Source organism: Lacticaseibacillus casei DSM 20011 = JCM 1134 = ATCC 393, assembly GCF_000829055.1.
Lineage (GTDB): Bacteria > Bacillota > Bacilli > Lactobacillales > Lactobacillaceae > Lacticaseibacillus > Lacticaseibacillus casei.
Genome location: NZ_AP012544.1, coordinates 756,598 through 776,853 on the forward strand (window position 1 = coordinate 756,598; position 20,256 = coordinate 776,853).

The following is a 20,256-nucleotide window of genomic DNA, read 5'->3' on the forward strand; positions in this document are numbered from 1 at the left end:
CGTGGGGCGGCAAATAACGGAGGACCAATACAAACAAATTACAGGCAAGGACTATGTCGGTGGCAAAAGCTAGCGGCTATTTTTATGGAAGGAAGTGATGAAAATGCTAAATAAAATCAGAGATCACCCGACACACACAGCACTCGCCATTGGCATGGTTGCCATTGGCTTGTTTCTAATCATCAATGACCATTATTTCATCTGGCCCCCACATTACGCTGACTTGTTAAACGATGACATTGTGGGGTTTTTGTTTGTCATTGATGGGCTCGGGATTGGGGGTTGGGTGTTATGGGAAACACAGTTAGCGGTGACCAATCGTCTGTTGCTTACGACTACCAGCTTTTTAATGTCGTTCTTGACAATATTGCAATTCATGACCTCAATCTCAACCGGAATCTACACAAGTTGGATCAGCAATGCGATCATAACAGCCTTCGTGCTGATTCTGGCACGAAGGAGTGATAGCCGTGACAGCAACGATAACTAAAATCATTGTCGATTCTACTCCATACATTGCAACCATCGTTCCAACGCTTATTGCTTATCTGACCTACCGCGAGGGTAAACGGAAGAACAGGCATGATGAGCTTGAGGACATGAACGACAGATTACGCGCAGATAATGATCGATTGAGACGTGAGAATGAGCGCCTCAGAAAGGAAAACAATCATGAATAATTGGACAGATCTTGTAGTATCACTTGCAGTAGCAGCAGTCCCAATCATTGGGGCCTGGATCTCAAAACAGTTGCTGGCTAACAAGCAAGCGCTGACTTTGGTAAAGGTATTAGGCCCATTGGCAAACGCAGCGGTAACAGCAGCAGAACAGCTCGGTGTGACACAGGCGATTGACGGTGCGGTTAAGAAATCGACTGCCATTCAAGCGGTTAAAGATGGTTTGAAGTCGCTTGGCTTCACCAGCACAGACGAGCAGACGATTGCCAACGCGGTTGAGAAAGCTTATGCGGATTTGAAGGATAGCCTAGCAGAAACCTATCCGCAAAAGACGGTCGATCAGGAAGCATCTAATCAAGATAAGGTAGCGGCCGCAGCTCAAGCAGCCGCAGATGCAGTTAAGGCTCAACTGGCACCATCATCTGTTGCTCCGCAGCAATAAGGAGGGCACCATGAAACTAAAAACTAAACTCATCACTTTGGTAGTCGCATTCTTGGCGGCTATTTCTTTTGCCCTGCCATCGCAGGTCAATGCGGCCAAGGGAGATCAAGGTGTCGACTGGTCAGTCTGGCAAGGCGCTAATGGTGTATTTGGCTATTCCACTGACAAGTTTGGCATCTCTCAAATTGGCGGATATAGTGGTTATGGGGTGTATGAGCAACCGACTTATAAGACACAGGTTGCTTCTTTGATTGCCGCTGGCAAGCGGGCACACACCTATATTTGGTGGCAGAATATCGACAGCAATGACTTGGCCAAGCAAGTGCTAGATCATTTCTTGCCAGAGATTCAAACACCAAAAGGGTCGATTGTTGCGCTTGACTACGAAGCCGGTTCGACCAACACGTCAACCTTGCTGTGGGCACTCGACTATATTCGTGATGCTGGCTACACACCAATGCTGTACGGATATAAGAGCTTCTTGATGAGTCACATTGACTTGTCACAGATTGCCAGCCACTATCAGTTATGGCTTGCGGAATATCCTGACTACAATGTCACCACCGTTCCGAACTATGGCTACTTCCCGAGCTTTGACAACGTAGGCATCTTCCAGTTCACGTCAACCTATCGCGCTGGTGGTCTTGATGGCAACGTTGATCTAACCGGCATCACTGATTCAGGCTACAACGGTAGCACGACAACTGACAGCGGTAAGACTTACGTCAAGCCGTCAACCGATACACCGGCAACCAACGCGGGTCAGCAAGCCAACAACACCACACTTAGCCAGATCAAAGTAGGTGATAGTGTTAAGGTCAACTTCGGCACAACCCGTTGGGCTAACGGTGTTGCAATGCCTAGCTGGGTTCAGGGCAAGACGTACACTGTTCAGCAAGTATCTGGATCAAACGTATTGCTTGGTGGCATCATGAGTTGGATTAGCCGAAGCAATGTTGAATTGCTGACAACGACCAGCGTGCCGTCAGTAAGCTCTGGCTCGACCTACACTGTGCAATCTGGTGATAGTTGGTGGTCGATTGCTTACAAATATGGCATGAACATGTATACTTTGGCCTCTAACAACGGCAAGTCAATCTACAGTGTGATTCACCCAGGCGATGTATTGCGTGTATCTGGTGGCTACTCAGTGGCCGTATCAAGTCACACGTACTACACAGTCCGCTATGGTGATAGCTTCTGGAGTATTGCCAGCAAGTATGGAATCAGCATGTACACGTTAGCCGCTAACAATGGCAAATCAATCTATAGCTTGATCTATCCGGGCGAAAGCCTGTATATCAAGTAATGGGTTACCGTTGAAACAGAAAAATTAAATAAGGTGAGTGCATATGTCTAAAAAAATTGATCAAGCACGAGTTATTGAGCAAAGTTATGTGAGACGCGACTTAATGAAAGCAGTTTCAGAGTTGCTGGATTCCGCTTCAGACAAGCATTCAACTGATGAACTTATAGATGCTGTTGCCTCCGTTCAGTCTGTGACAATGGCCTTGGAGCATAAATCAGCCGTTTGCGGTCCTCCTGGTCTACGTGGCTGGGACGGAGAAGAATACTAATAATTTTTGTTGGAAAGCTGTTCTTTTACGTGACATCAGTTGTTGCTTACACTAAGATATTGGTGAGGTGATAATATTATGGCTGAAGATTTTGTGTTCTCAGATAAAGATGAATTAGTTCTTCACATATACAAAAGGCTTGACAATCCTACTTTATTGAAGGTGCAAAAGAGTTTGTATTTTTTGTGGGCTTATTACAGTGGCACCTATGGGAATGTTGACAAATCCGAGGAAACTGATCTCGACCAAACAAATTATCCGACAAGTTTGTTTAAACCTGAATTTGAGGCTTGGAGGTACGGTCCGGTTGACGATACGGTATATGCTAAGCAAAAAAGTGGATGTTATTCCAAAGATAAATGGAAAGAGTATCACCCTAAAAATAGTGAGGAAATTGAAGTCGTCTCATTTATTAATGACTTGTTGAGCCAAATAAATAAAGTCAATGACTTTGGATTAGTTAATCGATCACATGAAGATGAGTCTTGGTCGAAAGCGTTTAGGAGAGCTCACGGGAAACCTCATGCGCAAATGAACCCAGACGAAATCAGGCAAGAGTATGCTCAAGTCATCGATTGACAGAAAACACAAAAACAAATATTTGTCCGAATCTAAGGCCGATGTTAAGGGAAAAGAAATAGGAGAATTCAACAAACGATTTTTTTCGGCAGAAAGCGTGTATCCGACTGCGATTTTTAAAAAGTGTTCGTTAGAATTGACAAAAAACGATGATCTTCGGTTTACTAATCTTTTTCCGAATTCTAAGTTGCCAAACGAAATGCGAGAAGTGTTGGAAATATTAATAACAGATCAAGGAGGACATCTTGAACAGCCGAGAATGATTGATGAAGATGTGTCAAACGTTAATCGCGCGCGAGAAATAATAAACACAACTGTCGATAGGCCGATTAGAATTGATGGCACTGATTCTCTGTGGGAATGCTGTATTATGAAAGGTGACTCCAATGAAAGAGGAAGCTTTCGTATATTCGGAAAGTATGAAGACGTAGACAATAGAAGCGGAAAATTTGTAATTTGGTTCCTTGACCCGTATCATCTGGTGTTCCCGTGGCAAAGATCCCATTCAAAAAACGGTTACGGTGATAAGTATGAAGCCAATATTGATAACGCTTCTAAGTTCCCTGATGAGATACGTGCTGAGCTGGAAGGTATTGAAAAACTTTCAGAATGAGCTTATGTCATGTCACACACAAATAACCTCCTACCATAAATGGCGGGAGGCTTATTTTTGTGCACAAAATATGCACAAAATGTGGTTTCCTACTATTATATATACGTTTGTTTTCGCCCTTACTCTCCGTTTTATTGTCTCTACATACTTTCCAAAAGAACCCGAAATGCTGATTCGATAGCATTTCGGGTTTCTTTTTTTGCTCTGATTTTGTTTGCTTTAAAAAAACGAGACCAAAATGAGACCAAAATCGTTTCATGATTCGGCGGTATTTATTGAGCTGTGATGCATTGATTGGCAACTCATCTAAACCATCCTCATATATGCCCATGGTTGGGAGACGCACAAAAAGCCATGATAAGAGCCTCATTATGTCATCATGGCAATTTACTCATTAGTTCAATCTACTTGCGGACTTTAACGAATAGGGCAACGCCAATTAATGTTAGAAAGCTACCTAACATGGCGGCCGCGATTTCCAGGCGTTCTCCAGTGTCCAGCAGATGACGTTGATTTTGAGAATGATTCGTGCCTCCGGGCTGGTTGCTAGATTTGGATAGCAGTTTGGTACTGGAATTAGAAGAATCACTTATGGATATTGAAGGCTCTGACGATGTTGACGGGCGCTTAGGTGTTGAGGTAGAGGGATCACTTACCGATGTGGAAGGTTTTGATGAGGTGGATGGGAGCCTTGAACCTGATTCAGAAGGCTTGCTTGCAGACGCAGAAGGCATGGATGAAGTCGAGGGTTTAACTGGTGGCGGGGTCACGGACGCTCGATCGTTTGCTTGAATGGTGACTTGCGGGTGTTGGGTATTAATTGTAAAGGGTAACAGTGTTGGATTGCATTCGTAGCCATTAGGAGCTTTTGTCTCAACAAAGTAATAGCTACCGGCCAATAATTGACGAATGGTTAGCTGACCTTGGGCATCGGTTGTTAGGTTTGCGCGAACCAAGGTATGGTTGGCGCGGTAAAGAGCAAAAACCGCACCCGTTAACACCTTTTTGGGTTGGTCTTGATCACGTTTGGTTAGTGTGACTTGGCCAACTTTACCGTTACCGCTGCCATTATCTGTCCACACGATTTTGCCTTTTGCGTTTGTTGGCAAACCGCGGCCTTGATTCTGGCCTTCAGCAGATACTTGGTTTGTCCACGTTGTCGTTTGGGCAAAACTGGTTGGGTTTGGATTTGTCCATAAATCAATCTTAATGGTTTGATCGATATTACCTAGTTCAATTTTAATTTGGTTGCCGGTGATTTGATAATTCGGATTTATGGTGCCGCTTTGGTGGAACGCTCCTTGGGAATAGCTGCCAGTTTCAACTTGGATTTTTTGTGTGGTTTCAAAACTTTGACCACTGCCAAGGGTGTCACTGAGAACTAGTTGGTTAACTTGGACCATTTGGGGATTGACGGTGATTTCCCACTGGAGAATTTTAGGTCGGCCAAGGCTATCGACATACTGAGCTTTTTCAGCTGCTGAAGCATTAGTGGGTGGCATGACGGCCCAGCCTGATTTAGCAATATACCAGCCGACTTGATGATGCTCATGGTCATCATACGTACCTTGGGCAGTAAAGGTTAAAGTACCTGTTCTCTCTACAGTGGAATGACTAAAGAAGTCGGTGAACGTTAAAAGCGCTGTTTGGCTGCCTGCTTTAGCGGAAAATTTGCCGATAACGGCGCCTGTTTTGGGATCTTTCACTGGAAAACTAAGATCGGTTTGAATGACGACCGTGGCCGGTAAGTTAACTTTTGCCATATCGCCAGCCGCAATGACAGTTTGGTCGGGCACGCGCCAATGGTAATTAAGGGTGTAGATGAAGTCTTTGGAAAGTTTAAGCTCATTGGTGACATCATGGCCATTCATATCGGTAATCGTCGCATCGTTGCTATTCAATCCAATCATCGGAATACTTTTGTCAGCACTCGTGGTTGCAGCTTTGCTTGACGTGAATGCCAAAGCCGAAACCAACAACGAAAAAACAAACAAGATAACAAAGAACCGACGTGAAACGCGGTTGCCTTCACGACTTTGACTTTGCACGGGAATACCTCCAGTCAATTTCTATTAAATAAATTATAACATGATGACATCTGCTTGCTTGATTGATTTCGCACAATGTATCGCTAACCTCCAGATAAGGGCGTCAAACGGATCATCCTTATAAATTTATTTATTTAGCAATTAACTACTCACAAGAAACTTAACTGACAGCCAGTAATTATGAATAACTAAAATTTAGGCGAGTGCAGTGACTGTTACTATTTGTCTAAAACTCAAAAAATGAACATAACGAATCAAAAACAATAAAAAGGCAATCTTGAGCTTGTAATATTTACATAAGAATTAAAAACATGGTGTTCTCATAAAAGCTTATGGCCTTAATAGTTTATTTAGGAAACCAAAATATAAAAACGGGTATTATATTAACTTATAAGTCATGAAATATACATAATATTATGTTGCTCATGTTTAACAGCCTTGTTATAGTTATCGTACGGTAAGATTCGATAAAAGGAAACGCTTTTAAGAATTGCTGAAAAGTTGGGGGTGATGTGGGTGAAACGTGTACTGACGGTTGCTGGGATTTTCGTTGCGATGCTTTTTATGTTATTGTTTCCGATTCAAAAGGCCGTAGCGGCGGATGATGATATTCCACCTGATTCGGGTATTCCAGATTCTGCATTAAAGGCACCGGATTACTTTTTCAAGAGCACGGCAAAGCCGGAATACAACCAGAACCGTTCGTCTTTTAGTACAACTTATCCGCAAGCATTGATTGTGACTGGGTCAGCGAATTATCAAAATTGGCAAATTGGTGGTATGTGGAGTAAACAGCGGATTGATCTTAACAGCGCCTTTACCTACGAGACTGCTCATTACTTTGGTTCGCGGCCTGGTTATGATGCAGACGGGATGACGTTTACTTTGCAAAATGATCCTGAAGGTATTGCCGCTTATGGTGCGCGGGGCGGGGGCTTAGGCGCGTATCCATGGTCTAGAAGCGGTCCGCCGAAGCAGGAGTTGATCAGCCACTATATTCAAAATGCACTGTCTATTGAAATGCATAGTTACTGGAGCGGCGATACGGCTCAATTTGATGATATGTATGATTATGATTATCCCAATACCAAAATGACCGGCCATTTAGGGGTAGTTCGACCGGGTGAGACTCCATTGACCACCAAAACATCTAGAGACGTTGGGCATCTTCAATATGTTCCCTTAACGGATGCGACGAAACTTTCAAATGGTAAGTTTCGTCCGTTTACGGTTAAGTGGACACCGTCTGTCACGTATAAAGACGGTGTACGGATTCTAGGTGGTGATCTTCAGTATTACATGGATGGTAATCCTAAAGAAGGCGGCATTTTTAGAATTAACAACGTATTGGATTACTTCAAGTCAGACAAGGTGCTTTTTGGTTATACCGGTTCCAGCGGCACGCACCCGACTTTCCAAGCAGTAGCGTTGCTTAAGATGCCGCAAAATGCGCAGCCGGTTACTGTTAACTTTGTAGACACGGCAGGCAATGCGATCCAAGACCCACTGACGATTCCCGGTGATCCGGGGAATCAGTGGGATGCGGCTAAGCGGCGGCCGGAGTGGATTCACAAAGGCGACGACTGGTATCAGTACACAGGTAAATATACGGTGAATACGCCAGATTAAAAGGATGCCGGAACGTTTTCAGCCACTGTCCCGTATACCGTGACCTATCAATATGAAGCCCGCCGACCACCATTGAGTTATGTCTTGAAAAAGGCGGTTCGTAACGATACGGCTGGGGAAACGGATTTTAAAACATCAACTAACGCAAAAGACGGTGATCTGGTCACTTATGAGCTGACTTACACCAATTTGCTTGGCGGCACCACCGGTAGCATTAAAGACCAACTTGACGCCAACCACACTTACCAAAATGGCTCCTTACAGATGGCCAACGCTGACACAGGCGGCGCGTTTAAACCATACACTGCGGCTGAAGAAAATTTTAAAGCCAATCATACGATTCCGTTCCCTTACACCATTAAAGACGGCGACAGTTTTAAGATTCGGTTTACTGCCAAAATTGCCCGCCAAGATACTGCTGAAACGATTTTGAATCAAGCGTCGGTTGGCGGTTCGGGGAGTGACCAGATCACCTCGAACCAGACCACGATTCATCTACCGGCCACAACCGGCAAAGTTACTTTCCGTTATGTGAATCGGGCTAGCGATACGGCTAAGCCGGAAGTGATCGCACCTGAAGTGACAGTCACGGGCAAAATCGGGCAGAAAGTTTCAGACGTTGATGCTAGCGCAATTCGGCCTAAAGCGATTAAGGACTGGACCGTCATTGATCAGGCCAGCAGCGCCGACCTTACCCAGGCAACGTTTGATCAAGCTGCAGTTGTCGATCCGGTTTTCAATAAGGAAGAAACTGTGATCACTTATCGGTATGAAAAACCGATGCTGAAATTGACGGTTGACTCGTCGTTAGATTTTGGTGATTTTGACACCAACAGTGTTGATCGGACCTATTACATTGGCGAGAATCAGGCAAAAACCAAACAGAAATTGCCGTTTGGGGTCACGATTGAAGATTATTACGGGGTTTCCCAATGGCAACTCAGTGTTCAGCAAAATGGACAATTCACTTCGGAGGTAAAACCTGACAGCCAAAATCCTGATTTGCACGTGTCGCATACATTGGATAATGCTACATTGCATTTTCTGAATCCGCGGCTGCAACACACGATGGTTTCCGGACCGGCCTGGGCGCAACAAGACAATTTGATTTATAAAGCACCTGATGACTTTGCTTTGGATCCAACAGCTACAAAATCCACTGTCTTGGCTGCAATTGATAAGCGAGGTCATTATCTCAAGGACGATGCTGAACAAGCCGAAGCAACCGGCACCCAGTATGACAATAGCGGGGCAAGCACGTGGCGATTGAATTTCGGGGATGCTGACAGTGCCCCAACAAGTGTCGGCCTGCATGTACCAGCAAGCACCAAGCGTTACCAGGCACACTACAAAACAACGTTGACCTGGAATCTGTCGATGTTGCCGTGAGGGTCGAGTTGGCCAACCTGCCGCATTTGGTTAAAGCGGCAAGCGAGGGGGAATGAGGTTTGAAATGGAAAAAGTCGTGGTACGGCATGCTGCTTATTTTGGGGCTTGTGTTTTTTGGAACCGTACCACAACGCGTGTTTGCAGAAAACGAAAGTGAAAAGACTGATTTTGAAGTGCAACCGGTTTTGCCAGATGCCCAAACCAATACCCAGTTAAATTATTTTGACTTGGTTTATCTAAAAGATTCCACCCATACCATTCAAATGCGGGTTCAGAATTTTTCAGATAAAAATATTACGGTGGCCAGCGACTTGCGCAATGCCTATACGCAAGATGGTGGCGGGATTGAATTTACGCCTAAGACCAGTGATTTGGATCCGAGCTTGAAACATCCATTTACAACGGTGGCAACGTTAGACCGCGGCAGTGCCACGATTAAACTGGCGCCTAAGCAGATGAAGGTTATCACTGCCACAATTACCATGCCTAAGACCAATTATGACGGGATGATTTACGGTGATTGGCATTTCATTGAGCGGGTGGATAAAGGCAAATCAGGCAGCACGGCGATCGGCTCGAACTATGCTTATTCAGTCGGTGTCGTCTTGCGGGGACAGAACTATGAGGTCTTCCCGGATGTTAAATACGACGAAACCAAACCGATCTTGTTTCAAAAGCATCCGGCGTTAGGGGTGACCCTTCGCAACGTTGAACCGATGGCAATCTCTCAAGCAAAAGTCGACGTTAGTATCGGTGCCGATCAAGGAGAGGTACGCACTTATCAGGCTAGCAATGTCATGATCGCGCCAAATTCAAAAATGGTTTTCCCTGTCTCTTGGAGTTACGACGAGATGAAGCCGGGGACTTATCACATCAAAGCAACGATAAAGGGCTTGAGTACCTACAATCGTTTTCCAGTGAATTGGACATTTAAGAAAATCATGAAGGTGACGACTTCGTAGGCCAAAACTGTTAATGAACGGGCAATAAAAAAGCCGGTTAATCACTGGCTCTATGCCACCATCGGCAGCGGCGTGCTGTTGCTAGCGAGTTCAGGGGCGCTGTTATGGGTGCTTAAACTGAGGTCAAAGTCATGAAAAGGCGATTACGCTGCCAGCAATTGGCATTCATTGCGATGTTACTTGCGTGTTTGTTATTTAGCGGTTATCAGATAAAAACAGCGGCTGCTGCTGTCAATAACCCGCAACAGACGCTTATGGTGGCGCCTGTTGTTCCCGACGACAATCAGGTTAAAAAAGCGGCAGGATACTATGAGCTTCAATTGCCGCAAACCGAAGATCGAACGATTACCGTACAAGCCTATAACGCCAGTGCAAAAGCTTTAACTGTCGGGGTATCGATTCTCGACGCCCAAACCGGAACTAACGGGGTTGTGCAGTATGTCAAACCCAAACAAGTGAATCGGCAGTATTTAACCATTGCCGGCAGTGACCTAGTCAAAACGCCAGCGCAGATCACACTTGCACCGGGCGAGACAAAGGATGTATCGGTTGTCCTAAAAGCGAGTAAGGCCCGGCCAAAAGGCACTTACCTGTCGGCTATTCATCTAATCGCACTGACACCTACTGACACGGCCAACGTTCGTCAGCGCATTGCCTACACCATCGGGCTGGTTTTGCATCAAGGACGTGATTTCCAAAGTCTGGAGGCGCTGCGCCTAAAGCAGACGAGTTTAGTCAAAAGATCATCCGGATTTCAGTTGCGTTACCGGTTTCTGAATCCAGAGCGCCATTTTTTAAAAGACGCAACGGCATCCGTGCAACTGACCAATGCCTCCAGCCGCTTTTTCTCGCTTAAAATGCAGCAGCCGTTGTCACGGATCGCGCCTCAGACTCAGTTTGTGATGACGCACGATATTCAGGGGCAAAAACCTGTATCCGGTCAATATCGACTGGTTGCGGAAATTAAACAGGGACGCCATTTAAAGACCATCACCCAGTATGTGCGCATTACCGGTGATGGCAAACTAATCGCCGGCTCGCGCACCGCATTTCGCCTGGCGCAACAAAAATGGAATTTGCTGAAGGTTGCGATCGTTATCGTGGTGTTGGGCATCATCGGTTTTGTCCTTTTCCGCTGGCGTCAACACCGTAAAGCCAAAAAATCGGCTGAGATCTGATCGTAACATGCAACAAAGGAGGTGATGCAGGTGCAGGCATTGATCACGCGTTTTTCGTATCGTCGTGTCAAATGGTTCTTAATCGGCTTGACGATCGTCTTATTGATTGCTTTTGTGATTTGTCTAAGTTTAACGATTAAGACTTACAACGATTTCAATACGTGGAAAACAGTTAATCTATTTTAGCTGATTTAGCTGGGGGACACAGGTTTTGGATGATTTTATCTCATCATCACGCATTCACTAAGGCGTTCGCAACGATGATGGGATTGAATAACTAAGGAGGGTTTTCATGTTTAAAGTGACAAAAATGACCAGTGCACTTGCTACTGGGGCGCTGCTTCTTTCGGGACTGGCGATTGCAACACCGGCTGCGGTTCAAGCAGCAACGGTTGACGGTAACGCGAATGTTAACGGTGGCCAGGCGTTACCGCAGGAAGGTAAAACAACTGCAGGGATTTCCTTTGGGCAAACGGCACCATCTGGGAACACGGGTTATCTGCGACTACAGATGGTGCCAAAGATTCTTGACTTCGGGAATCACGAATCATTTGTTTCTGAATATCCGGTCTTCACTGCCGACGGGATCAACGCCGGAAATGCAACGAACAACCGGTATCCTAACTACAAGAGTGGCGACACAAACCTCACCGCGATTTTAAACACCGATGATAAGGCTCTGTCTGCCGTTAAAGGAAAAGTTTGGACCACCGTTGTTGACAAGCAAACCACGCGGACCGATGCAGAAAATAAGCTGGATGCAAGTGGTAAAACTGACAGCAAGGCTGGTTCCTGGACGCTTAATGTCAAAGCTGATTCTCCGTTGACACTGAAAAACGATAACGGCGGGGACACCGGTAAAACCATTGATGATGCAACTTTGACCTTCACCAACACGGCTTATGGCCAAACCGGCAGCGTCTATGCCTTGACCAACGAAGTGCAGGACGACGGCTTCACTCCTGTAGGCCCGCTGACACCGGTGGCTGACATTGCCAAGACCACAACGTTGAATCTGGGTACCAACGATACAAGTCATCAAGTTGCCTATGCCGCACCTGAACAAGGTGAAGGCGCGAACGTCTTTGCTTGGGACAAGAAAAATATCAAGCTGGTGCTACCTAAGACCGCGGTTGTTCAAAACGGTATCTATGAAGCAAGTCTGACATGGACGCTGGCATACGGCCTGAACTAATCAAAAGCTATGGGCTAATGCCAACAAGGATTTGCTGAATCAATATCAGTTGTTAATCTAAAAAATGCCTGCAACATTCAATTAAGTGAAGCGTCAGTCCGACAAAAAGGAGCTGACGCTTTTTCTGCGATTGGGAGCGTACTATAGAAAAACGAGATGATGACCAGTATTTTAACTGGGGAAAGCGTGAATTTTGGCTGAATTTCGACACAAAAGCCCGCAACAACCACCGTCGCGGGCTTGAATAAGTTGACATATTTAGAGATGGACAACCGAAGTGCTACTACCCATGCAACCGCGTTAAGTAAAGCAGTAACGCCAATACAAGAGGACTGAATTGATAGCTGTAAGCCGGTAACTTAAAGGATCGACGACTGCTGATGGCGAGCGCTACAACCAACATACCACCAATCGCAATTAGGTTCATGCGCTGTTGAAAATAACCGATACCCCCGACGACCAGTAGCAGGATTAAGTCAGTCCATTTTGGCAGGTGGTCGGCCCACAATCCAATGAGCGCAGGTAAATAAAGAAGCGCTAAATCCAATAACATCGTTCGATTGAAGAAGTGTAGGCAGGCATATATGATGATGACCTGCGCTAAAAGTGCCTGGCCGAAGATCACGGTGTTTATCCATTGGGAAGGCATTTTCTGTGTTCGTAAAAGTAACGTGATCACGAGTTGCACCGCAATTAGCGGTAGCAACAGCCATTGGTTGATGGCACCGAGAATTCCCATGATGGCAGCTAACAGCAGCATCAGGTCGTAGCGTTTCACAAGCCCCGTGCCGGCGAGACAGAGCGTCATAAGTAAAAGTGCGATCAGCTGGAAGTTCCAGCTGATTTGCAAACACGTGGCAATTAAGAATGGGTATGCAAGCACCTGGCCAATAAAAGTTGCTGCATAGGCATTTTGATTGAACTTTTTCAATATGAATGTCCTTTCCGTAACAATTTCATTTTACAAAACCCTAGTGGCATAGACAAAGATTTTCGGAAATTTTACAAAAATTATGTTATGCTACTATAGTTGCAAAACATTCCCGATGGGGTTCGTTATCCGTTAGCGAACATGCCTTGTAACCGAAAATCATGAGGGGGAAACAAACGATGCAAGAACGCCATTTATTTACTTCTGAATCTGTTTCAGAAGGACATCCGGACAAAATTGCTGACCAGATTAGCGATGCCATCCTGGATGCAATGCTAGAAAAAGATCCCGATTCCCGGGTTGCGTGTGAAACAACCGTGACAACAGGTTTAGTCCTGGTGGTTGGTGAGATTTCGACGAAGGCCTATGTTGACATTCAATCCGTTGTCCGCGGTACGATCAAGAAAATCGGGTATACCAAAGAGTCTGGTTTTGATCCTGACAGTGTCGGCGTTTTGGTGGCACTGGACGAGCAAAGCCCTGACATTGCCCAAGGCGTGGATGAAAGTCTTGAAGCGCGTGAATCGGATACCGATCCTTTAGACAAGATCGGTGCCGGTGATCAAGGGATGATGTTCGGATTTGCGATTGATGAAACCGATACTTATATGCCCTTGCCAATTTCGTTAGCCCATGCGTTAATGCGGCGGACCGATAAGTTGCGCCATAATGGTGAAATCAGTTATTTACGCCCGGACGCGAAGGCGCAAGTCACGGTCGAATATGATGACAACGAACAACCGATTCGCGTTGATTCGGTGGTCGTGTCCGTTCAACATGACCCTGACGTCACCCTTGAAGAAATTCGGCGTGATGTGGAAGCCAAAATTATTCGCAAAATCATTCCGGCTGACATGATGGACGATGACACGAAAATCTATGTCAATCCGACTGGCCGGTTTGTCTTAGGCGGTCCCCAAGCGGATTCCGGTTTGACTGGCCGCAAGATTATCGTTGATACTTACGGCGGCTTTGCCCGACATGGCGGCGGCGCCTTTTCCGGTAAAGATGCGACTAAGGTTGATCGCTCCGCCAGTTATGCCGCCCGCTATATTGCTAAGAACATTGTAGCAGCTGGTTTAGCCAAGCGCGTTGAAGTCCAACTTGCTTACGCGATCGGCGTTGCCAAACCGGTTTCCGTGTCAGTCAATACCTTTGGCACCAATGCTATTTCCGAACAACTGATTGAACAGGCAATCCGTGAGAACTTTGACTTACGGCCCGCCGGAATTATTAAAATGCTAGACCTCAAGCGGCCGATATACGAACAAACGGCGGCTTATGGTCATTTTGGACGTACAGATGTTGATCTTCCTTGGGAACACCTCGACAAGGTGCAAGCACTTCTCAAGTATCGAGATTAGCGAGAAAAGAGGCGGCCACAGCCGGAAAAAAACGGTTGGGTCGTCTTTTTGTGTGTGAGCGTGAGCAGGAGCGCTTAGAAATCGGAGTGTAAGTGGCCTCAAGCCTAAATGGCTGGGCTTTGGCCATTTAGGCTTGAGGCCCTTACACGTAGATTTCTGCGACTGCGAACGCGTTATGAAGAGCGGAAGTAAGAAGGCGGTCTTTGACCACCGTACCAAGGTCCTTACACGCAAGCTTCTGCGCCGGCGAACGCGTTATGGAGAGCGAAAGTAAGGGGTTGATTCTTTAACCTACAGACTTCCACGCTAGCAAACGTCTCTCCACACTTCACCGCTGCTGCTCGACCATCAACATCGCATCACCACTTTAGAGAGGTAGTTATGAAGCAAAGAAAAACAAATGTTGCACTTGTTACCACAGCCATTTTTATCGGCACTTTTATGACCGCCATCGAAGGCACGATCGTCTCGACCGCGATGCCAACGATTATCGGCAGCTTGCATGGTGTGCATCTCATGAACTGGGTTTTTTCGATTTTTCTGTTGACCAACGCCATGGCGACGCCGATTTATGGCAAATTAAGTGACAAAATCGGCCGTAAACCGGTCTTCTTAATTGGTCTGACTATTTTTGTCATTGGCTCGTTATTATCCGGCTTATCACAGTCAATGATCATGTTGATCATCTTCCGGGCGATCCAGGGCATTGGGGCCGGGGCCATTATGCCGGTGACGTTCACGATCATTGCGGATATTTATCCATTTGAAAAGCGGGCCAAAATGCTGGGCTTTAACGGGTCAATGTGGGGGATTGCCTCGGTGATTGCCCCGCTGCTTGGCGGGTTTATTGTCGACCAGTTGAGTTGGCATTGGATTTTCTTCATCAATGTGCCACTGGGCTTGCTGACGTTCGGCATTGTTTGGTTCTTTTTGCAAGAAGATCGACGGCAGGTGCGGCAGCCACTGGATGTTCGCGGGACCGCCTGGTTACTGATTGCGTTGCTGGCGTTGATGTACGGATTTCAAGCCCTTGCAGAACCAAACGCACTTTGGCAAATTGCCGGCATGGCCATTGTGGCAGCTTTTGGCTTTTGGCGGTTCTGGAAAGCGGAAAAGCATGCGATTGATCCGATCATCGATCTTAAGTTGTTCGAGAACCGGACGTTTGTCGTTCACAATTTGATTGCAGCACTGATTTCAGGATTCGTGATCGGTTTTGAAGTCTATATGCCGATGTGGATTCAGGGAATTCTCGGGATGGATGCCTCGCTCGGTGGATTCGCCGTTACCCCGAGTTCGTTAATGTGGGTCGTCGGTTCCTTTGTTGCCGGCAAGCTGCTCGGCCGCTTCCAGCCTAAGCCGATTCTGACCGGCGCCATGATTTGGTTGCTTGGCGGTAGTCTTGTCTTGGCGCTTGTACCTCAGTCAACGCCTTATTTTGTCTTCTTGCTGGTGGCCGGCAGTTTAGGCTTGGGTTTTGGTTTGGTGATTACGATTACGACCGTGACTGCCCAGGCCATTGTTGCGCCTGATCAGGTCGGGGTGGCAACAAGCTTCAATACGTTGTCGCGGACGTTGGGGCAAACGCTGACGGTCTCGATTTATGGCATTGTTCTCAACTTGCGGCTGACACAAGGTGTTGCCGCTGATGGCCGCTTAAATAGCAACATGCTTAATGAACTCATCAATCCGCACACGGCTCGGAATTTACCAGCGGCTGTTTTGCCGACACTTCGTCAGATTCTCTACGAAGGACTGCACAACATCTATTTCTTTTCGATTGTCATCGTTGCGTTGGCACTGATAGCAAACCACTTCGAAGCAAAAAAAGTTTTATCAAAAGAAGCGACTCAGGAAACTGATGAGGAAGCTTGAATCCTTGATAAAAGAATCTGAGTTTGCGAAATGGTAAAAATCGGCAATGCGCTTTATGACTGGGTAAAAAAACGATCCTCGAGAGCAAGCAAATTTTGCGTTGCTCTCGAGGATCGTTTTTGCCTGAAAATGGTCGCTAGTGCCAGTTCTGCCACCGTGGACTTATCAAGTCGGCTTACCCGTATCATCTTTATTTTCGGAAAGAGGGTCGTGATGCGGTGGCATAGGTGGCTGGATGGCTTTTTTATAAAGCTTGGCCGTGTTTTCCTGAACCACGGCAACGACATCAAAACCAGGGTCATTTTCCAGCGGGCCGAAATTTAAAAAAGTTTGATCGTCGTCATACTGAATGCCTTGCAAACGGGTGCTCATGAGGACGTGTAGCATATCGGCTTTTTGGTGTGACTTTTCGATTTCTTCACTGGCCTTGGCTAAGGTGTAGCCTTCATCCAGCATGGATTTGATCATGACGATCAACGCGATATTAGAAAGCGAATAACGCTTGTTGCCATTTGCTTCGTGTCGCAGTGAGTGGATCAGATGCTTTTTTTCCCAATAGCGGATTTGGGTCGGGGTGGCCCCGGTAACCCGGCTGGTTTCGCCGATACCTAGCGAAATATCGAGTGAGCGTAATCGTTCATTGAAGAGTCCCATGGTCTGGTCTGCCTCCTTTGCCTTGACAACTAATCAGTTTAATTGTAATATTTTATCTTGTCAATATTACATTGTGTGATATAGAAAACACAAAACATTATAAAGAAATCAGGCGAAGTTATGGACGTTAAAGATATCAACGGGAAGCAGGTTAACGTCCCTATGATGGTCATCACGCTCATTGTCGGGACGTTTATTACAGTACTAAACCAGACGATCTTTTCCACTGCGTTTCCGACGTTGATGAAAGCCTTCGACATTTCGACCGCAACGGTGCAGTGGTTGTCGACTGGCTTTATGTTGGTCAATGGGATTATGATCCCGGTTTCGGCATACTTGAGCGCGAAGGTGCCTTCCAAATGGTTATATATGAGTGCCATGGGAACTTTCTTTGTTGGCACACTGGTCGCTTTTGTTGCCAATAGTTTTGCGATTTTATTGGCCGGCCGGTTGATTCAGGCTGTCGGTGTTGGGATCACGATGCCATTATTACAAAATATTATGATGTCGATTTTTCCGCCAAACCGACGTGGCGCCGCCATGGGGATGGCCGGCATCGCGATCGGGGTTGCGCCAGCGATTGGACCGACCCTTTCCGGATATATCATTGATAATTTCGGCTGGCGGGTCTTGTTCGGGATGATTCTCCCGATTGCCGGTTTGGTCATCATCGCGGCGTTGTTCTTCTTCAAAAACGTTTTGCCGCTGTCGAATCCCAAATTGGACGTGCCGTCACTGATTGGATCGTCCATTGGCTTTGGTGCCTTGCTATACGGATTCTCCGAAGTCGGGAACGATGGCTGGGGTGATCCGATGGTGCTTGGTTCAATTGCCGTGGGGCTGATTTTCATCGTGATTTTTGGCTATCGGCAGCTGCATTTAAAAGAGCCCTTTGTCGAGCTGCGGGTGTTTAAGAGTAAAATCTTTGCGCTGTCAACTGTTTTGGGGACGATTGCCAACATGGCGATGGTCGGTGTTGAAATGATTCTTCCACTATATTTACAGATTATTCACGGTAAAAGTGCGCTAGAATCTGGCTTGACACTGCTGCCGGGGGCACTTTTGATTGCGGTCATGAGCCCTGTTACCGGCCAAGTGTTCGACCGTATCGGTGCCAAACGGTTGGCGCAATTGGGGCTTTTTCTCCTCACGATTGCGACACTGCCATATTTCTTCTTGACGACAAACACCCCGTCAATCTTCATTACAGTGATTTATGCGGTACGGATGTTTGGGATTTCAATGGTCATGATGCCATTGACGACCAATGGGATGAATGCGTTGACGCCTGACATGATTCGCCATGGCACGGCGGTGAACAACACGGTACGACAGGTTGCGACTTCGATGACGACGGCGGTTTTGATCTCAGTCCTGTCAAACGTCACCAATCTCACTAAACCGGCAGCCAGCCTGGTAAAAAGTAATCCGCTGCAGTATAAGCAAGACTTTTTCAATGCTACACTCAACGGTTATCACGCGGCCTTTTTACTGGCAGTCGGGTTTAGTCTTGTCGGCTGGATTCTGACATTCTTCCTGAATAGTCACGCTATGTCGCAAGAAGTGACGATTAAAGATGAAAAGAAGGTGAAGGCATGATTCTTTGGTTTTTAGGGTTGATGGTCGTTGGCCTTTATCTTAGTTTCATCATGATGCACCGTTCGCTTAAACGCACCGCATTGATCATTGTGTTTGGTATCGGCGTCGTGGGCAGTTTGTTGCTCATCACGCTGCATGATAATACCCATTTTGGGATGGTTAAGCGGACAACGACCGACGAGCAGACTATTTATACTGCATCGCCTAATGCGCAAATGCCGATGCTTTTGAAGCAAACCGCGGGGACTGCCGGCAAACATGCCGTTTATATTTACAAAACGGATCCTAAGAAAAAGGCCGTGCATACCAAAGCTGACCTGGCCGTGCGTAACAAGGTTGTTAAAACTTCTGATACGACGGCTTCCTTGACTAGTAAGACGACGCGGTGGGAATATCAAAATGGCTTTTATGGTGCGCTATTCAACCATGAAGGCACCGGCCAGTTCGTCTCTCAGCATAACCAGCTCGCCATTCCCAAAAGCTGGTTCGTTTTGACCACGACGCAGGCCAAACAGCTCAGCACCAAGTTAAAAGCGTTGCAGCACCCAACTGCGCAGCAAAAAGCCGCCTTGGCGACAAAGGTGAAAGCCAAAGCAGCAGAACTGATCAAAGCCAATCCTAAGTTGGCGACCGATCAGACCACGCTAATGAAGCAGGCTCAAAAAGCCGTGCAACAAGAGCTGATCCAGCAAGCCGTGCAGGATGTGCAGGCACATAAATAGTTAATGACAATGTATGTGGTGCAGTGACGCACGCACAATAGTCAACTCAAGGCATTAAAAAAGCAGATGGCGAGTTTTCTCTCAGCGATCTGCTTTTTGCTTACGTTGATGCTGGCGAGATAAGTAGGGATTGAAAAACCACCAACTCAGCATTAACAAGGCGAATCCCAACGAAAAGCCGGCAAAGACATCGGTCGGATAGTGGACACGGACAAAGATGCGTGAATAGCCGGTCAAGCCGATCATCAAGACTGACAGGATCGTGATCAGCCATTTGCCGGTCGGATGTTTGAGCAATGTCCATGCCAAAAGAATAATCGTGCCATAAAACATCATGGTGCCACTGGAATGCCCGCTGGGGAAACTGAATCCGCTGGCTTTGACTAAGGCGCGAATTTGCGGATCGGCGATGAACGGCCGCGGCCGTTGGATCAGATATTTGATGCTGACATTGAGCACCCCCATGATGGCGCCAACGCTGGCTGTAAACACGGCTGCACTCCGATAACGGCAAAGTAAAAGCCCTGCCGCCAAGACCATGGTTAAAACAATTAAAATGCTGGGGTTTCCTAATTCGGTAATGACGAGAAGCAGCGGTTTAAGCGTTGCTGCGTGAAAGTGGGTCACAAAGGCGATAACGCGCTGATCGACCGTATGAATCCAGTTTGCGTTGTTAACAATGCCGACTAGTAAGGTGATGAAAATGATTAATGCAGATCCTGATAGATAAAGTGGTAGTGAACGACGTTGTGCCAAAACAAACCTCCCAAAATAAGCACAATCGACTGTAACGAATGCGCTAAGAAAATGCCTAATATAAAT

Annotated in this window: 20 protein-coding genes, 1 pseudogene and 1 riboswitch; of the genes and pseudogenes, 17 read left to right on the forward strand and 4 right to left on the reverse strand. The window is 46.5% G+C overall.

The annotated features are described in order from the left end of the window. Positions 1–103: 103 nt before the first annotated feature. The 7 genes from LBCZ_RS03945 to LBCZ_RS03975 all read left to right on the forward strand — a co-directional run bounded on the left by LBCZ_RS03945 (position 104) and on the right by LBCZ_RS03975 (position 3,888). Positions 104–490, forward strand: coding sequence for a hypothetical protein (locus tag LBCZ_RS03945; RefSeq protein ID WP_025013965.1), 387 nt, complete (start codon positions 104–106; stop codon positions 488–490). After that, complete coding sequence (locus LBCZ_RS03950; RefSeq protein ID WP_025013966.1) at positions 471–680, forward strand: hypothetical protein; 210 nt, start codon at positions 471–473, stop codon at positions 678–680. The genes LBCZ_RS03945 and LBCZ_RS03950 overlap by 20 nt, the downstream gene beginning before the upstream one ends. After that, positions 673–1,119 carry a phage holin gene (locus LBCZ_RS03955; protein WP_025013967.1) on the forward strand — a complete coding sequence of 149 codons (447 nt, stop codon included), beginning with the start codon at positions 673–675 and terminating at the stop codon, positions 1,117–1,119. The genes LBCZ_RS03950 and LBCZ_RS03955 overlap by 8 nt, the downstream gene beginning before the upstream one ends. Before the next feature lie 10 nt (positions 1,120–1,129). Further along, positions 1,130–2,428 (forward strand): LysM peptidoglycan-binding domain-containing protein, encoded by a 1,299-nt coding sequence (locus tag LBCZ_RS03960; RefSeq protein WP_039638802.1) that lies wholly within the window; start codon positions 1,130–1,132, stop codon positions 2,426–2,428. 43 nt (positions 2,429–2,471) lie between these two features. Further along, positions 2,472–2,696, forward strand: a complete 225-nt coding sequence (locus LBCZ_RS03965; protein WP_025013969.1) for a hypothetical protein — start codon at positions 2,472–2,474, stop codon at positions 2,694–2,696. Between the two features lie 78 nt (positions 2,697–2,774). Next, positions 2,775–3,275 carry a Panacea domain-containing protein gene (locus LBCZ_RS03970; protein WP_025013970.1) on the forward strand — a complete coding sequence of 167 codons (501 nt, stop codon included), beginning with the start codon at positions 2,775–2,777 and terminating at the stop codon, positions 3,273–3,275. Next, the gene (locus LBCZ_RS03975; protein WP_025013971.1) at positions 3,256–3,888 is read left to right on the forward strand and encodes a hypothetical protein; all 633 of its coding nucleotides are present in this window, start codon (positions 3,256–3,258) and stop codon (positions 3,886–3,888) included. The genes LBCZ_RS03970 and LBCZ_RS03975 overlap by 20 nt, the downstream gene beginning before the upstream one ends. Positions 3,889–4,292: 404 nt before the next feature. Here the strand turns inward: LBCZ_RS03975 and LBCZ_RS03985 are convergent, their stop codons facing one another. After that, positions 4,293–5,936: a SpaA isopeptide-forming pilin-related protein gene (locus LBCZ_RS03985; RefSeq protein WP_025012482.1), complete on the reverse strand. Its 1,644-nt coding sequence runs from the start codon at positions 5,934–5,936 to the stop codon at positions 4,293–4,295. 516 nt (positions 5,937–6,452) lie between these two features. On the opposite strand from LBCZ_RS03985, the gene LBCZ_RS16690 reads away from it, so the two are divergent. From LBCZ_RS16690 to LBCZ_RS04005, 6 genes and pseudogenes are all read left to right on the forward strand, one after another. Further along, a complete protein-coding gene (locus LBCZ_RS16690) occupies positions 6,453–7,565 on the forward strand; it encodes a lectin-like domain-containing protein (RefSeq protein ID WP_225421666.1) in 1,113 nt (370 codons plus the stop codon). 84 nt (positions 7,566–7,649) lie between these two features. Beyond that, a complete protein-coding gene (locus LBCZ_RS16695; RefSeq protein WP_225421665.1) occupies positions 7,650–8,954 on the forward strand; it encodes a WxL domain-containing protein in 1,305 nt (434 codons plus the stop codon). Positions 8,955–9,040: 86 nt separating this feature from the next. Further along, positions 9,041–10,051, forward strand: a pseudogene (locus tag LBCZ_RS03995) (WxLIP family cell surface protein). Next, positions 10,048–11,094 carry a DUF916 domain-containing protein gene (locus LBCZ_RS04000; RefSeq protein WP_025012483.1) on the forward strand — a complete coding sequence of 349 codons (1,047 nt, stop codon included), beginning with the start codon at positions 10,048–10,050 and terminating at the stop codon, positions 11,092–11,094. Before LBCZ_RS03995 ends, LBCZ_RS04000 begins: the two are co-directional and overlap by 4 nt. A 30-nt stretch (positions 11,095–11,124) precedes the next feature. Beyond that, the gene (locus LBCZ_RS16060) at positions 11,125–11,280 is read left to right on the forward strand and encodes a hypothetical protein (protein ID WP_093997912.1); all 156 of its coding nucleotides are present in this window, start codon (positions 11,125–11,127) and stop codon (positions 11,278–11,280) included. A 106-nt stretch (positions 11,281–11,386) separates the two neighbouring features. Beyond that, complete coding sequence (locus LBCZ_RS04005) at positions 11,387–12,289, forward strand: WxL domain-containing protein (protein WP_025012484.1); 903 nt, start codon at positions 11,387–11,389, stop codon at positions 12,287–12,289. A 283-nt stretch (positions 12,290–12,572) separates the two neighbouring features. Here the strand turns inward: LBCZ_RS04005 and LBCZ_RS04010 are convergent, their stop codons facing one another. Beyond that, entirely contained in the window at positions 12,573–13,220 is a 648-nt protein-coding gene (locus tag LBCZ_RS04010; RefSeq protein ID WP_025012485.1) for a hypothetical protein, read from the reverse strand. Between the two features lie 94 nt (positions 13,221–13,314). Next, a riboswitch (SMK box riboswitch) is annotated at positions 13,315–13,402 on the forward strand. Between LBCZ_RS04010 and metK the strand changes: the two genes are divergently transcribed. Together metK and LBCZ_RS04020 are read left to right on the forward strand one after the other, a co-directional pair. Then, positions 13,400–14,584 (forward strand): methionine adenosyltransferase, encoded by a 1,185-nt coding sequence (gene metK, locus LBCZ_RS04015; protein ID WP_025012486.1) that lies wholly within the window; start codon positions 13,400–13,402, stop codon positions 14,582–14,584. Its footprint overlaps the riboswitch before it by 3 nt. A gap of 381 nt (positions 14,585–14,965) precedes the next feature. After that, positions 14,966–16,459 carry an MDR family MFS transporter gene (locus tag LBCZ_RS04020; RefSeq protein WP_025012487.1) on the forward strand — a complete coding sequence of 498 codons (1,494 nt, stop codon included), beginning with the start codon at positions 14,966–14,968 and terminating at the stop codon, positions 16,457–16,459. Between the two features lie 165 nt (positions 16,460–16,624). Here the strand turns inward: LBCZ_RS04020 and LBCZ_RS04025 are convergent, their stop codons facing one another. Then, complete coding sequence (locus LBCZ_RS04025; RefSeq protein WP_025012488.1) at positions 16,625–17,113, reverse strand: MerR family transcriptional regulator; 489 nt, start codon at positions 17,111–17,113, stop codon at positions 16,625–16,627. A 120-nt stretch (positions 17,114–17,233) separates the two neighbouring features. Here LBCZ_RS04025 and LBCZ_RS04030 point away from each other — a divergent pair, with 120 nt between their 5' ends. Together LBCZ_RS04030 and LBCZ_RS04035 are read left to right on the forward strand one after the other, a co-directional pair. After that, positions 17,234–18,712, forward strand: a complete 1,479-nt coding sequence (locus LBCZ_RS04030; RefSeq protein ID WP_025012489.1) for an MDR family MFS transporter — start codon at positions 17,234–17,236, stop codon at positions 18,710–18,712. After that, positions 18,709–19,434, forward strand: a complete 726-nt coding sequence (locus tag LBCZ_RS04035; protein WP_025012490.1) for a DUF4811 domain-containing protein — start codon at positions 18,709–18,711, stop codon at positions 19,432–19,434. Before LBCZ_RS04030 ends, LBCZ_RS04035 begins: the two co-directional genes overlap by 4 nt. 81 nt (positions 19,435–19,515) lie before the next feature. Here the strand turns inward: LBCZ_RS04035 and LBCZ_RS04040 are convergent, their stop codons facing one another. Then, the gene (locus tag LBCZ_RS04040; protein ID WP_025012491.1) at positions 19,516–20,190 is read right to left on the reverse strand and encodes a phosphatase PAP2 family protein; all 675 of its coding nucleotides are present in this window, start codon (positions 20,188–20,190) and stop codon (positions 19,516–19,518) included. Positions 20,191–20,256: the final 66 nt, after the last annotated feature.